At 51.8% G+C, this 14,470-nt stretch carries 6 protein-coding genes, 2 rRNA genes and 2 riboswitches; all 8 genes read right to left on the bottom strand.

Features of this window, described 5'->3' with window-relative positions:
* Positions 1–39: 39 nt before the first annotated feature.
* Positions 40–2,968, bottom strand: a 23S ribosomal RNA gene (locus MKY12_RS01680).
* Positions 2,969–3,267: 299 nt separating this feature from the next.
* Positions 3,268–4,828, bottom strand: a 16S ribosomal RNA gene (locus MKY12_RS01675).
* Together the 16S and 23S rRNA genes form the textbook arrangement of a ribosomal RNA operon.
* A gap of 366 nt (positions 4,829–5,194) precedes the next feature.
* The gene (locus MKY12_RS01670) at positions 5,195–6,004 is read right to left on the bottom strand and encodes a transglutaminase-like domain-containing protein (protein WP_209877807.1); all 810 of its coding nucleotides are present in this window, start codon (positions 6,002–6,004) and stop codon (positions 5,195–5,197) included.
* Positions 6,005–6,017: 13 nt separating this feature from the next.
* Positions 6,018–6,098, bottom strand: a riboswitch (cyclic di-GMP riboswitch).
* A 73-nt stretch (positions 6,099–6,171) separates the two neighbouring features.
* Positions 6,172–6,253: riboswitch (cyclic di-GMP riboswitch) on the bottom strand.
* A 125-nt stretch (positions 6,254–6,378) separates the two neighbouring features.
* Positions 6,379–7,032 carry a class D sortase gene (locus MKY12_RS01665; RefSeq protein WP_036723825.1) on the bottom strand — a complete coding sequence of 218 codons (654 nt, stop codon included), beginning with the start codon at positions 7,030–7,032 and terminating at the stop codon, positions 6,379–6,381.
* A 67-nt stretch (positions 7,033–7,099) separates the two neighbouring features.
* Positions 7,100–7,504, bottom strand: coding sequence for a GtrA family protein (locus MKY12_RS01660; protein ID WP_036723824.1), 405 nt, complete (start codon positions 7,502–7,504; stop codon positions 7,100–7,102).
* On the bottom strand, positions 7,494–8,471 hold the full coding sequence (locus MKY12_RS01655; protein ID WP_036723823.1) for a glycosyltransferase family 2 protein: 978 nt from the start codon (positions 8,469–8,471) through the stop codon (positions 7,494–7,496). Before MKY12_RS01655 ends, MKY12_RS01660 begins: the two co-directional genes overlap by 11 nt.
* Positions 8,472–8,567: 96 nt before the next feature.
* Positions 8,568–12,407 carry a glycosyltransferase family 39 protein gene (locus MKY12_RS01650; protein ID WP_339312653.1) on the bottom strand — a complete coding sequence of 1,280 codons (3,840 nt, stop codon included), beginning with the start codon at positions 12,405–12,407 and terminating at the stop codon, positions 8,568–8,570.
* Entirely contained in the window at positions 12,404–14,404 is a 2,001-nt protein-coding gene (locus tag MKY12_RS01645; RefSeq protein WP_339312652.1) for a hypothetical protein, read from the bottom strand. Before MKY12_RS01645 ends, MKY12_RS01650 begins: the two co-directional genes overlap by 4 nt.
* Positions 14,405–14,470 lie beyond the last annotated feature (66 nt).

Genomic DNA, 14,470 nt, shown 5'->3' with positions numbered 1-14,470 from the left:
CCGCTTCGTCAGCTTCATCTTCACTTTTTGGGGTAACTTTTGGATAAGCCCTCGACCGATTAGTATTGGTCAGCTCCATGCATTGCTGCACTTCCACCTCCAACCTATCTACCTCGTCGTCTTCAAGGGGTCTTACATACTGGGAAATCTCATCTTGAGGGGGGCTTCACGCTTAGATGCTTTCAGCGCTTATCCCGTCCGTACGTAGCTACTCAGCCATGCTCCTGGCGGAACAACTGATGCACCAGCGGTACGTCCATCCCGGTCCTCTCGTACTAAGGACAGCTCCTCTCAAATTTCCTGCGCCCACGACAGATAGGGACCGAACTGTCTCACGACGTTCTGAACCCAGCTCGCGTACCGCTTTAATGGGCGAACAGCCCAACCCTTGGGACCTACTTCAGCCCCAGGATGCGATGAGCCGACATCGAGGTGCCAAACCTCCCCGTCGATGTGGACTCTTGGGGGAGATAAGCCTGTTATCCCCAGGGTAGCTTTTATCCGTTGAGCGATGGCCCTTCCATGCGGTACCACCGGATCACTAAGTCCGACTTTCGTCCCTGCTCGACTTGTAGGTCTCGCAGTCAAGCTCCCTTATGCCTTTGCACTCTGCGAATGATTTCCAACCATTCTGAGGGAACCTTTGAACGCCTCCGTTACTCTTTAGGAGGCGACCGCCCCAGTCAAACTGCCCGCCTGACACGGTCCCCGTACCCGATGAGGGCACTAGGTTAGAACCTAGATACGATCAGGGTGGTATCCCAACGGCGCCTCCGCAGAAGCTTGCGCTCCTGCCTCCACGGCTCCCACCTATCCTGTACAGATCGTACCCAAATTCAATATCAAGCTGCAGTAAAGCTCCATGGGGTCTTTCCGTCTTGTCGCGGGTAACCTGCATCTTCACAGGTATTAAAATTTCACCGGATCTCTCGTTGAGACAGCGCCCAAGTCGTTACGCCATTCGTGCGGGTCAGAATTTACCTGACAAGGAATTTCGCTACCTTAGGACCGTTATAGTTACGGCCGCCGTTTACTGGGGCTTCGGTTCACAGCTTCGGGTTTAACCCCTAACCGCTCCCCTTAACCTTCCAGCACCGGGCAGGCGTCAGCCCGTATACTTCGCCTTGCGGCTTCGCACAGACCTGTGTTTTTGCTAAACAGTCGCTTGGGCCTTTTCACTGCGGCCCCCTCGGGCTATTCACCCTACCGAGGCACCCCTTCTCCCGAAGTTACGGGGTCATTTTGCCGAGTTCCTTAACGAGAGTTCTTCCGCGCGCCTTAGAATTCTCTTCTCGCCTACCTGTGTCGGTTTGCGGTACGGGCACCTTCTCCTGGCTAGAGGCTTTTCTTGGCAGTGTGAGATCATGACCTTCGCTACTATAATTTTCGCTCCCCATCACAGCCCAGCCTTACGATGTGCGGATTTGCCTGCACACCAGCCTCACTGCTTAGACGGACATCCATCAGTCCGCGTCACTACCCTCCTGCGTCACCCCATCGCTCATAGCGGATTACGGTGGTACAGTAATTTCAAACTGTTGTCCTTCGACTACGCCTGTCGGCCTCGCCTTAGGTCCCGACTTACCCTGAGCGGACGAGCCTTCCTCAGGAAACCTTGGGCTTTCGGCGGATCAGATTCTCACTGATCTTTTCGTTACTCATACCGGCATTCTCACTTGTGTAGTGTCCAGCGCTCCTTACGGTACACCTTCAACCCCTACACAACGCTCCCCTACCCCAGATGCTAGTGCATCTAGCCATAGCTTCGGTGGTGTGTTTAGCCCCGTTACATTTTCGGCGCAGAGTCACTCGACCAGTGAGCTATTACGCACTCTTTCAATGGTGGCTGCTTCTAAGCCAACATCCTGGTTGTCTGTGCAACTCCACATCCTTTCCCACTTAACACACACTTGGGGACCTTAGCTGATGGTCTGGGCTGTTTCCCTTTTGACAATGGATCTTAGCACTCACTGTCTGACTCCCGGCAAGAAGTAAATGGCATTCGGAGTTTGACTGAGCTTGGTAACCCTTGCGGGCCCCGCACCCAATCAGTGCTCTACCTCCACCACTCCATTCACCGAGGCTAGCCCTAAAGCTATTTCGGGGAGAACCAGCTATCTCCGAGTTCGATTGGAATTTCTCCGCTACCCCCACCTCATCCCCGCATTTTTCAACATGCGTGGGTTCGGGCCTCCAGTGCGTGTTACCGCACCTTCACCCTGGACAGGGGTAGATCACACGGTTTCGGGTCTACGTCCACATACTCAATCGCCCTATTCAGACTCGCTTTCGCTGCGGCTCCGGCTTCTCACCTTAACCTTGCATGTTAAACGTAACTCGCCGGTTCATTCTACAAAAGGCACGCCATCACCCATAAAGAGGGCTCTGACTTTTTGTAAGCACACGGTTTCAGGTTCTATTTCACTCCCCTTCCGGGGTGCTTTTCACCTTTCCCTCACGGTACTGTTTCACTATCGGTCGCCAGGTAGTATTTAGCCTTAGCAGATGGTCCTGCTGGATTCATACGGGGTTTCACGTGCCCCGCACTACTCGGGATCCGTCTCGGAGAGAACACAGTTTAGGCTACAGGGCTTTTACCTCTATCGCGGGCCTTTCCAGACCTCTTCACCTACCATATTCCTTTGTAACTCCATGTGAGACGTCCCACAACCCCAAGAGGCAAGCCCCTTGGTTTAGGCTGTTCCGCGTTCGCTCGCCGCTACTGACGGAATCACTATTGTTTTCTCTTCCTCAGGGTACTTAGATGTTTCAGTTCCCCTGGTCTGCCTCTGCGTATCCTATGTATTCAGATACGAGTAACTGCGAATTACCACAGCTGGGTTTCCCCATTCGGACACCCCCGGATCAAAGCTTGCTTACAGCTCCCCGAGGCAGTTTCGTTGTTCGCCACGTCCTTCGTCGGCTCCTGGCGCCTAGGCATCCTCCGTGTGCTCTTAGTAGCTTAACCAATGCGTTTCCCCTAAGGAAAATCGCTAGTATCGCCATTAATATGAAACTTGTTTACACAAGTTCAGCTTAAAGGAATGTTCTAAAACGCAAATTCGTTTCGGTATCCAGTTTTCAAGGATCAAGTTGCTGTTATTACGGGACAATCACGGCTGTGATGTTCGGAATAACAGACAGTGTTACTTGAGAGCTTAAACTCTCAAAACTGACCAACGAGTGAGTATTCGAACCCAAGGGTTCTATTGTGGAAGCGAAGCTTCCGATTTGAATGTCTTCATTGCAGAAGACGATTCTCCATAGAAAGGAGGTGATCCAGCCGCACCTTCCGATACGGCTACCTTGTTACGACTTCACCCCAATCATCTACCCCACCTTCGGCGGCTGGCTCCCTTGCGGGTTACCCCACCGACTTCGGGTGTTGTAAACTCTCGTGGTGTGACGGGCGGTGTGTACAAGACCCGGGAACGTATTCACCGCGGCATGCTGATCCGCGATTACTAGCAATTCCGACTTCATGCAGGCGAGTTGCAGCCTGCAATCCGAACTGAGACCGGCTTTGCTGGGATTGGCTCCACCTCGCGGCTTCGCTTCCCGTTGTACCGGCCATTGTAGTACGTGTGTAGCCCAGGTCATAAGGGGCATGATGATTTGACGTCATCCCCACCTTCCTCCGGTTTGTCACCGGCAGTCACTCTAGAGTGCCCAGCTCAACCTGCTGGCAACTAAAGTCAAGGGTTGCGCTCGTTGCGGGACTTAACCCAACATCTCACGACACGAGCTGACGACAACCATGCACCACCTGTCTCAACTTTCCCCGAAGGGCACCTGATGCATCTCTGCTTCGTTAGTTGGATGTCAAGACCTGGTAAGGTTCTTCGCGTTGCTTCGAATTAAACCACATACTCCACTGCTTGTGCGGGTCCCCGTCAATTCCTTTGAGTTTCAGTCTTGCGACCGTACTCCCCAGGCGGAGTGCTTACTGTGTTAACTTCGGCACCAAGGGTATCGAAACCCCTAACACCTAGCACTCATCGTTTACGGCGTGGACTACCAGGGTATCTAATCCTGTTTGCTCCCCACGCTTTCGCGCCTCAGCGTCAGTTACAGCCCAGAAAGTCGCCTTCGCCACTGGTGTTCCTCCACATATCTACGCATTTCACCGCTACACGTGGAATTCCACTTTCCTCTTCTGTACTCAAGTCACCCAGTTTCCAGTGCGACCTCAGGTTGAGCCCAAGGTTTAAACACCAGACTTAAATAACCGCCTGCGCGCGCTTTACGCCCAATAATTCCGGACAACGCTTGCCCCCTACGTATTACCGCGGCTGCTGGCACGTAGTTAGCCGGGGCTTTCTTCTCAGGTACCGTCACTCCGGTAGCAGTTACTCTACCGGACGTTCTTCCCTGGCAACAGAGCTTTACGATCCGAAAACCTTCATCACTCACGCGGCATTGCTCCGTCAGGCTTGCGCCCATTGCGGAAGATTCCCTACTGCTGCCTCCCGTAGGAGTCTGGGCCGTGTCTCAGTCCCAGTGTGGCCGTTCACCCTCTCAGGTCGGCTACGCATCGTCGCCTTGGTGGGCCGTTACCCCACCAACTAGCTAATGCGCCGCAGGCCCATCCCCAAGCAGCAGATTGCTCCGCCTTTCATTCTTCTCTCAGGAGAAAAAAGAAATTATCCGGTATTAGCTACCGTTTCCGGTAGTTATCCCAGGCTTGAGGGCAGGTTGCCTACGTGTTACTCACCCGTCCGCCGCTAAGTCTGAAAGGAAGCAAGCTTCCTCTCAAACTCCGCTCGACTTGCATGTATTAGGCATGCCGCCAGCGTTCGTCCTGAGCCAGGATCAAACTCTCCAAATTGGTATTTAGAAAGAGCGATTGCTCATTTTGAAACATCTGACGAGAATTTACATTCTCATTTTTGGATCTCACCGAAGTGATCTCCAGATACTCACTCGTTGTTCAGTTTTCAAAGATCAAGCTCGTTGTTAGTGTCAATGTTGTCGTCACCAGCAACTCTTATAATATATCACGTTCATCTGAGCAATGCAAGCTTTATTTTTGAAATCACTTATTTAAGTAATCTCTCATTTCCTTTGCCGCTCCAACAACGCTTATTTATAATAACCTATCCTTCTATTAAAAAGCAACCTTTATATAAATAAAAATAACCCGCTTAATGACTAAGCGGGTTATTCTCAGATAATGCTATAGTTACAGCTATTCTTAGTAGAATTTCGCTGCAGTATATTTGCTTGCTGATTTGATCAGTTCAGTTGATGCTGTTTTCTTACCCAGACCTGCATCCACTGTAGTATCAATCGTCACCCATTTGCCGTTCAGGAACACTTCGTTCCAGGCATGGTATGAAGTTACATAGCTTGTATTCCCCATAACCAACTTGGTTGGAATCCCTTCACTGCGGAGCATAGTAGCGAACAAGGAAGCGTAATCGTAGCAGATACCTTTGTTGGTAGCCAGTGTGTTGTCGTTGTTCGGAATATAATCTGTGCTTACGCTGTTGGCCAGAGAGTAGTCATATTTCACGTTAGCTACGATGTAATTGTAGATAGCCTTAACTTTGTCTGCATCTGTGGTCAGACCCTTTGTAAGCTGGGCTGCCTTTTGAACGGATTTATCGGAAGAACTCCACTTTACATTCTGTACAGAGCTCAAATATACGGCATTCACATTGCTCATTGAAAGAGATACAGTCTCGGAAGATAGTACTTTGTATTTGTTGCCGGTAGTATTCTCAAGAACGGAGACCTTGTAAGAGCCATTACCTTGTTGCAGCGGGAACGTCTCGGTCGGTTTGGAAGTGTATAAGTTGTAAGTATAGCTGTTATTGTCCTTGGTAATCATGAGCTTCATCTTCTTGTCTTTAGGAACATCGTACGATACCCCGATAACCCCTTGATCAAGTTGTCCAACATTTAACCAGCTTGAATCTGCATTTGCTGCTTGAGCAGTGCCTGTCTGCACGGAAGTGACGATCACAAAAAGTGTAATCAGCATTAAATAAAACTTCTTCATGGATAAAACCCCTTTCGGTAGCTGGCTGCCATTCTTACGGGAAGGCCCTTTAGCTTTGCGTCCCTACCTTTCGATAGGTTTGCCGTTATCGTATAAGCTTTATCTGTCCAATCTACTGCCACATAATGACAGATTCAGAATGAAAACAAACAAAAAAAGCCTCTTCATTCGGTAACTGGCTGCCATCCATGACGGGAAGGCCCTGTAGCTTTGCGTCCCTACCTTTCGATAGGTTTGCCGTTATCGTGTATTAGCTTTCATAGTTATAGCTTACCATATCTCAATCTATTAGCAAGACCCAAATCACTAGATTCCCGCAAAAATAGACTAAAATTTTATGTTTTTTGACCTTTCTCAGCATTGTCCTATGACAATCAGGTCAACTTTGCATGAATGATGAGTCTGTGGGTCGGGTTGACAAGCGGATCACAGGTAATGAGGGTCAGAATTTTATCATCATCCTTACCCTTCAGTACTGAAATATCGGTAGGCTCTACAATAGATACATCATATACAACATATTTGTATTCCTGTCCGCTTGTAATAACAGTAATGGCGTCCCCTTTACCGACCTCATCCAGTCTGTTGAACAGCCGCCCTGCCGTTCTTGACCGATGTGCCGCAATCGCTGCATTGCCTACCGCGCCAATCGGAGCTGTCTCCTTCATATGCGCCGCTGCATGCTTCATATTGGTCTTGGTGGCGCCCTCCAGTACAGGCAGCTTCAGATCGATTTTATCGATTTCAATAATAGCGGTGATCTTGCCTCCCACTTCAATCTCGGGCGCTGTAGTGGGCACCGGCTCTTCCGCACCAGACTCTTCCGCCAGCAGCTGGGTGACTTCCGCATAAGGCTTGCTCAGATCCTGGCTGGCAGGAGCCGTAGCCGAAGGAACGATTTCACTATAGGCCTGTTCAGCCTCTTCCAGCAGCTTCTGCTGCTGACGGTCCTCGTACCATTCGCTTCCTTTGGGGTAGAGCATAATCAGGACCCCGGCAAGTATAATCAAATAGGATAACTTCCGCATGACAATCGCCTCCGCAATATAGAATAAGTGCTGCCCCCGCAGGGGACGGGGAAGACATACTGTACCTCTAGAATACCCACTTCCGGCTTCCAAAGAAATTAATGATTACTGTAACAAAGGTAACCAGTACCTTGGCCATCAGCACCTGGACGCCCAGCCGGTCAGTCAGCAGATGAATCAGCAGCACCGAAATGCCCAGCACCATCAGATTCAGGACAATAAATCTCACCAGCTGCATCCGGTCAAAGCCGCTATTCCCGCCTCTGTTCCCGCCCTTGAAGGTCACCTTCTTATTCCAGAAAAAGCTGTTGGCCGTCCCGGCACTGTAGGAAATAATCTGTGCAGGGGTGTTAAGCATGCCCAGGGAATGAAGCAGGGTAAATACCGCAAAATCTATGAACGTGTTAAGCAGGCCCACCGCATTGAATTTCAGAAACTGGATCATGCCTGCGCGCCAAGCCTTATCTTGCATAATCGCTTGCCTTCCGCGTGTCTTCGGCCTCTGCCTCCGGGTAGCCTCGGGTCTCGCGTACGATATAGAGCGGTCTGTCCTTCGATTCGTCATAGATCCGTCCGATGTATTCCCCGATCACGCCCAACAGCATCAGCACAATGCCGTTAAACAGCAGGTTCACCCCGACAATGGATGCCCAGCCCGGCACAGTCCAAGAGGTGAAGACTTTCTGGAATAAGACCAGAAACAGGTAGATGAAGCTGGAGAAGGACAGGAAGAAGCCGACATAAGAGGCGATTTTGAGCGGCTTGTGCGAGAAGGAGGTGATTCCGTCGAGCGCAAAGCGGATCATTTTTTTGAGCGGATATTTCGTCTCCCCGGCGAAGCGTTCCTCCCGCACATATTCCACCATGGTCTGCCGGAAGCCGACCCAGCTTACCAGCCCCCGTACATAACGGTTCTTCTCCTTCAGGCCGCGCAGCACATCGCAGACCTTACGGTCGATCAGCCGGAAGTCCCCGGTATCTGTGGGAATCTCCACACTGGTCATGCTGCTGAGCAGACGGTAAAAGATTTTGGCTGTCACCTTCTTAAAGAAGGTCTCTCCGTGGCGCTTCAGCCGCTTGGCATAGACTACCTCATAGCCTTCCTTCCACTTGGCGATCATCTGCAGGATGACCTCCGGCGGGTCCTGGAGATCTGCGTCAATCACCACAACAGCCTGGCCTTCAGCATAATCCATACCCGCCGTAATCGCCACCTGATGGCCGAAGTTACGGGAGAAGTCAATCAGCTTGACATGCTCATCCCTATTACTGATTTCGCGCATAATCTCAGCCGTACGGTCCCGGCTGCCGTCATTGACGAACACGAGCTCATAGGAATCCCCGCACTCATCCATTACTTTTTTGAGCCGTTCGTAGGTTATCTGAATGACTTCCTCCTCATTATACATGGGCACAATTACACTATATCTGGCCTTCACAAGGGTTCCTCCTCAATTTATTGTAAGCCACAGCTTCCTTGATGCGCTTCATCAACATCAGCTTTGAGCAACTATACGGCTCTTACAGCTCCCCTCCTAGAATACCCAGGAAGGGAACCAGCGAAGTACATGAATGATATAACTGCTGTTCACCTGCATGCCGGACAATACCGGATAGAACATTACAAACAGGATGGCGGCGGCCGCAACATAGGCGTACCGCAGATATTTGGCACCCTGGAACCTGCCGTCAAGCAGCTTCAGGATGTACACAATGGATAGAATCATAAACGGCACCATCGCAAAGTAATGGTACAGGAAGGTCTCACGCGGCACAAGCATCCACGGAACATATTGTGAGAAGAAGCCGATCCAAATCATATACAGGCTCTTGTCCCGGCGCTTCAGGGTGAACCATACAGCGGCCAGCATCGTGAAGATTCCTGTCCACCAGATCAGCGGATTGCCCATCGTTACTATGCTGCTCGCCTTGCCTGCAGGCAAGCCTTCGCCGCCGCTGAAGAACCACACCGGACGCTTCATGAACGGCCACTCCCACCAGGAGGAGGCGAACGGATGTGTAGCTACAAGCTGACTGTGATAGTTGTACATATTCTTCTGGGCATCAATCAGCCCCTTAACGGTGAAGCCCTCTGCCGACGCAGATAGTGAAGGAATGAAGGACAGGCTGTATATGATTCCCGGAATAATGACGAAGAATCCAATGCAGCTGGCCAGCGTGATGATCGTGTTCTTCCAGAAGGACTGATCTGCAGTCCGGCAGGCGGCTTTGAGCTCCTGACCGCTCAGCTTGCCTTCAGCCAGCAGGCGTCCGGCAGCCTTGTATTCTCTGTAGCGTTCAATGAGTACCAGCGCAAGCATAATAGCAAGTCCTGCGCCTCCGTAGATCACGATCCACTTCGAAGCAACCCCGATGCCGAAGAATAGGCCGGACCAGAACAGCGGAGCCAGTGTGGTCCGCAGCGGCACCCGGTAGAAATTCATCGTGAAATACCGCTGCATGAAATAGAACATCAGCATAATGAAGAATACACCGTACACATCGATGGTCGATATCCGCGTCTGGGTGAAATGCATGAAGTCCAGAGCGAATAATCCCGCTGCCAGTGCAGCATAGGTGGTCTTACGGAACAACCGAATCGCCATGATATAGATCAGCGGCAGCATCGCAATCCCGAACAAGGTGCCGATGATCCGCCATCCGAACGGATTGACGCCGAACAGCTCCATCCCTACCCCGATCAACAGCTTGCCAAGCGGCGGATGCGTGTTCTCATAAGGAACAATATTATGATAATGCTCATAAGCCGTACGGGCATGATAGATCTCATCAAAATACGTACTGTTCATGAAATTAGAGTTCCCCGGTATGACGGACTGCTCGTCAAACAGATTGGCCGGCGTTCCTCTTTTAGCTGCTGCTCCCGAATCGGGTGTCACGCTTGCTATCGTCAGAGGAACCTCCGGTGCCCCCTGCTCATAGAAAGCCATCTCATTGAGGGTGAAGCCTGGAGACGTAACCGAGAGCTTGACATATCTTGCGGATACGTTAAGCGGCTGGCTTTTCCAGATGAAGACGTTGCCCACATCCTCGCTTACCTCAAGCGGGCTGCTCCAATTATCAGGGGTCTGGCTGAATTCCAGCTGAAACTTCCCTGTTCCGACACCGCCGAACACATTAACCCGCTCCAGTTGATGAGCCTGCCCCAGATCCACATAGAAGCTCTCGCCGCTGGCTGCTGGCTCCCACAGAGTCTCAGGTGCCTTGTTATCTCCCAGATGATAGAGGGCAAGCGCCCCGTATAGCACGGTGATACCGAGCATCCAGATCCAGTCTCTGCGCTTCAGCTTCAGCGGAGAACGGCGCTCAGCAGGGGCAAGCGGCTTGATGCCTTCTGCAAGCAGCAGATCTGCTGCGTACGCCTCCTTGGGGGTAACCGGCTCAGGCAAAAGCTTCGCAGTTCGGCGGATATATACATCGTATCCAATATAGAGCAGATATATCGCAAGAATGATAGTGGTAATAGCTGTAACCAGAACAATGCCGTCAGCCGGCGGATTTCCGCCGGTATTCAGATACGCCAGTGTATAACCAACATTGATGTACTGGGTCAGGGAGAACCCGAGGAACAGGGTCAGGAACCGCCGGTCCCGGCTCTCCATGAAAGCGAATAAGGACAGAATCAGTACCGGATACAAGTAACGCTCATGCATTTTGGTACCGAATACGAAGACAATCGTGATCAGCACCATAGCGATGAAGTAGGACTTGGAGAGATCCTTGCGGTCCTTGGTATTGAAGGAATAATAAGCAGCAAGTGCTACTGCCACCAGGATGAAAATAAAGCCCCATATACGATACGGTATGCCGAGCCAGGTCACATCCAGCGCCGACCACATCGGGTCAGTCAAGGCATACAGATTGAATGCATTCACTGTGGAATACGGATAGGAGGACAGTGTGCTTTTGTAGAGGTTAATCAAGCCTGCAAAACCGCCGTTGTTCCAGAAGAACGGGGCTGCGAGGACAAGGAAAATCCCCAGTCCGTACAGGGCGCCCAGCGCAAGCTGCTTCCAGGCCCGGTGATGGTAGAAGGCAAGCAGCAGCACAGGTGTGAAAATCAGCGCCTGCGGCTTGATTAATGTAGCGACGGCAAAGAAGATCGCTGCACGTACGAAGCGCTTATCGACAACCCCGATCATACTGAGCAGCAGAAAGATGAGGAAAAAGGAATCCGCCTGCCCCCAGGCTGCCGAATCCATCAGCACAGCCGGATTGAACAGGAACAGCATCATCAGCCCCATAGCCAGCCCGGAGCCGAGCCTGGTTCGCGCGCTCTTATAGATAATCCAGCCAAGCACCAGATCCGAGAGCATCGCGGGCAGCTTGAAGAGAACCGTCTCGGCACCTGAGCCGCCCGCAAAGTTAAATAATCCGCGCAGCAGGCTAAGCAGGTATAGCACATATAAGTACCCCGGCGGGTAATCGGCGAAATAACCTTCCTCATAGAATTTGCCCGGTCCAAGGTCGGTCAGACGCTGGCCCCAGGCCATGAAGGTGTTCATATCATTCTTATAGCCCTGTGCCGTAAGGCCGATCCAGATCCGCAGGATGAATGCCGCTCCAAACAAAACGTACAGCCAGCGGGTGTAGATTACATCCTCCTGTCTCAGCAGACGCTCACTGCGGAAGGCTCTTGTGTACAGAAAAGCAAAGAACAGGCAGAATACTCCAGAAAGCAGCAGCAGCTTGGCCGGAGACACCTTATGCGGCACTTCCTCCGGCTTGCTTCCGCCGTCCGCATCTGCCGGGGGAGCCTGGGCGCCGCTGTCCAGTGAGATGATATTCGATCCCTCCGGTACTGTATCCAGCTTCTCTACGGACAGATCATCGAAATAGGCCTTACCCTGAATCAGATTGGCATAGCCGCCCAGCGCAGCGCCGATTCCGATCTCGGTCTGCTCCTTGCCGGTCTGGCCGATGAACTCCAGACGCTGCCATTCACCGCCGGTATCGCTGGTAGCGGGATAACCGCCCCCAATGCCTACCGGGAAAATATTGGCCCCGATTCCCCCGCCTGCGGTGCTGGCTATTTTGACGTATCCAGAGATTCTGTAATAGCTATCCGGCAAGACGGTAACGGTCTGCACCCACTTCAGGTGATTGGGCTCCAGATTCTCAATAACCGCCGCTTTGCTGCCGGAATGAACCTCTTCCGACTGAACGGATATGGAGCCCGCCGCATCTCCGGCAATCCACATGTCCTTGGTCCAGCCTGCCGGTGCCCCCTCTTCGCCTTCTTCAAAGCCCGGGTTCTGCAACAAATTCCCTTCGGCATAAATGCTTGTTACAGGAAGAATAAATAATAAGAGCATTAGTATAACGGTTGCCGCTGCACGTACCTTCTTGGTCATCGTTCTACCCTCACCTCGTCAATGTTAATCCAGCCATTACCGCCGGTTATATATACTTCTGCCTGTATCCCCTGCTCCAGCGTGACCGCAGGAAGTGTGACCTGTTGATAGGCTTCCGCCGCAGGCAGCTCTGTCTCTGCAAGCAGCTTACCGGCTGCCCGGATGCCGATCTTCCCGCCGCTGCCGCCGCTACTGGACATGACGGTCAGTCTGTACTCACCGGCTGGTGCAGTGAAAGCCTGCGAAACGATGTTCTCCGTTCCGGGATCAAGATATGCCAGCTTACTCCCGGCGAAGGGGTTGTTGACAGCAACTCCCGTTCCCGCAGAGAAGGACCAACCCGCCGTCCCTTCTTCAAATCCGCCATTCACAAATTCAAATGCAGCAGTCTTGGGTGTATCTTGAGGCCCGCCATTCTGTTCACTGGTGAGCATTACGCTGTAGTTGGCAAAACGCTTCACTCTGGACCCGGCGCTTGCCGCAGGCGGCGCAGCAGTATTCGCATAGATATATGCGGCATTCGCAGGCACCCTGTTCAGATCATCAAACCTGTATCTTCCAAAGGAAGAGACGCGCTGAAAGGCCTCTCCCGGATTGGCATACTGAACGGACTTCAGGAAATCATGCGGGCTGATCTGTTCATAGAACAGCACATAAATATAAGGCATATTCACCTGGTTCGTAAGATAGACTTCACCGGAGCTGTGTTCCGAAGCATACTGTACAGCCTCCCCTAAGGATTCATAGAAGACTGGACCGATGCGTTCAGGGAACTCGCGGAAATACGTATTGGAGAATAAAATAAACATCATGGCGAACCCGGCCGCGGCCAGGATGGCTATCCCTTTGACTCTGCCTGCCAGCCAGACGAATCCGGTGCTTACCAGCATAATGAACGGATAAAAAATAATATTAATCCGGTTAATATTCACAGTTGTAATCAGCGCCATTAGCACCGCCACCAGGAACCATAGCAGCACGGCTCCCCTACCAGCGCTCTCCCTCTCCCGCCGGCTTGCCCACCAGGAATGCAGGAGAACGATCAGGCCGAGCAGTGCAAAAGGCAGCGCCAGCGGGTACGCATACCCGTAAGGAGAGATGGAGTTCCAGGCCAAGCCGTCACTTCCGCTCCACATCAGCTTGCTGAACGCAGTGAGGTTATCCGCAGCCGCCTGCCACAGCCTGCCGCCGAATACGGATGAAATCTCCTCCACGCGCGGGGTCGTGAGCTTCGGAATTGTGAACAGCGGAGTGGCTATATCCTGCATAGCGTAACGGTTAATGATAATAAATAGTAATATAGGCAGCGCCAGTACCGCAAACCATACGAAATTCCAGACCAGGGCACGAGGTCTCAGGACCTTGCTATATAATAGAAGAATTGCCGTACCGAGCGCAAATAGCGGGACGAAGAAGTAGGCTGTTCCATAAGCATACAGCGAGAGGGCCAGCATGCCGGTAAAGGCGTACAGCCACCTTGGATTCGCAAAGGCGCGCAGCAGAAAGTATACGGATATCAAAATCATTGTAGGAAACAGATTCGATTCCAATGCCCACCTGGACATCATAATATGCCACGGGTTAATGGCGATAAAGAACATGGCCGCGGTCCCGGCTCCAGACGAGGCCGACAGTCTTTTCATAATGAGATAGAAAAACAGCATGCCCAGTAGTCCCATGATCAGGCTCAGCGCCCTTACAGACAATGGCGTTAGACCGAACAACAGAATGAACGGCATGGACAAGTAGGCATATAGCGCATTCTGTCCGCTCCCCCAGGCGATCAGGTGAATTGGCAGATGAACACCATTCCGGTCCATCCCGTAGTGCAGAATAGAGTAGGCATCATAGCCGATAGAGGCTTCGTCCTGGTTCAGTCCCGGTGGAATAGAAGTTATGTATAGAATACGGACTATTGCCCCAAGCAGGAACAGCAGCACCGGCCAGGGCTGGCTACGGAAGAACTTGTACACTCGATTGAATACACCGGACACCATTTATCACCTCTTCAACAATATAATCTAAATATTGGTTGATGAAAAGGGTAAAACCCAGCTTGTCCC

It is taken from the genome of Paenibacillus sp. FSL M7-0896 (assembly GCF_037975415.1).
GTDB lineage: Bacteria > Bacillota > Bacilli > Paenibacillales > Paenibacillaceae > Paenibacillus_AQ > Paenibacillus_AQ silagei.
Note: the sequence above shows the minus strand (reverse complement) of the source record. Positions and strands in the feature narration are given on the sequence as shown.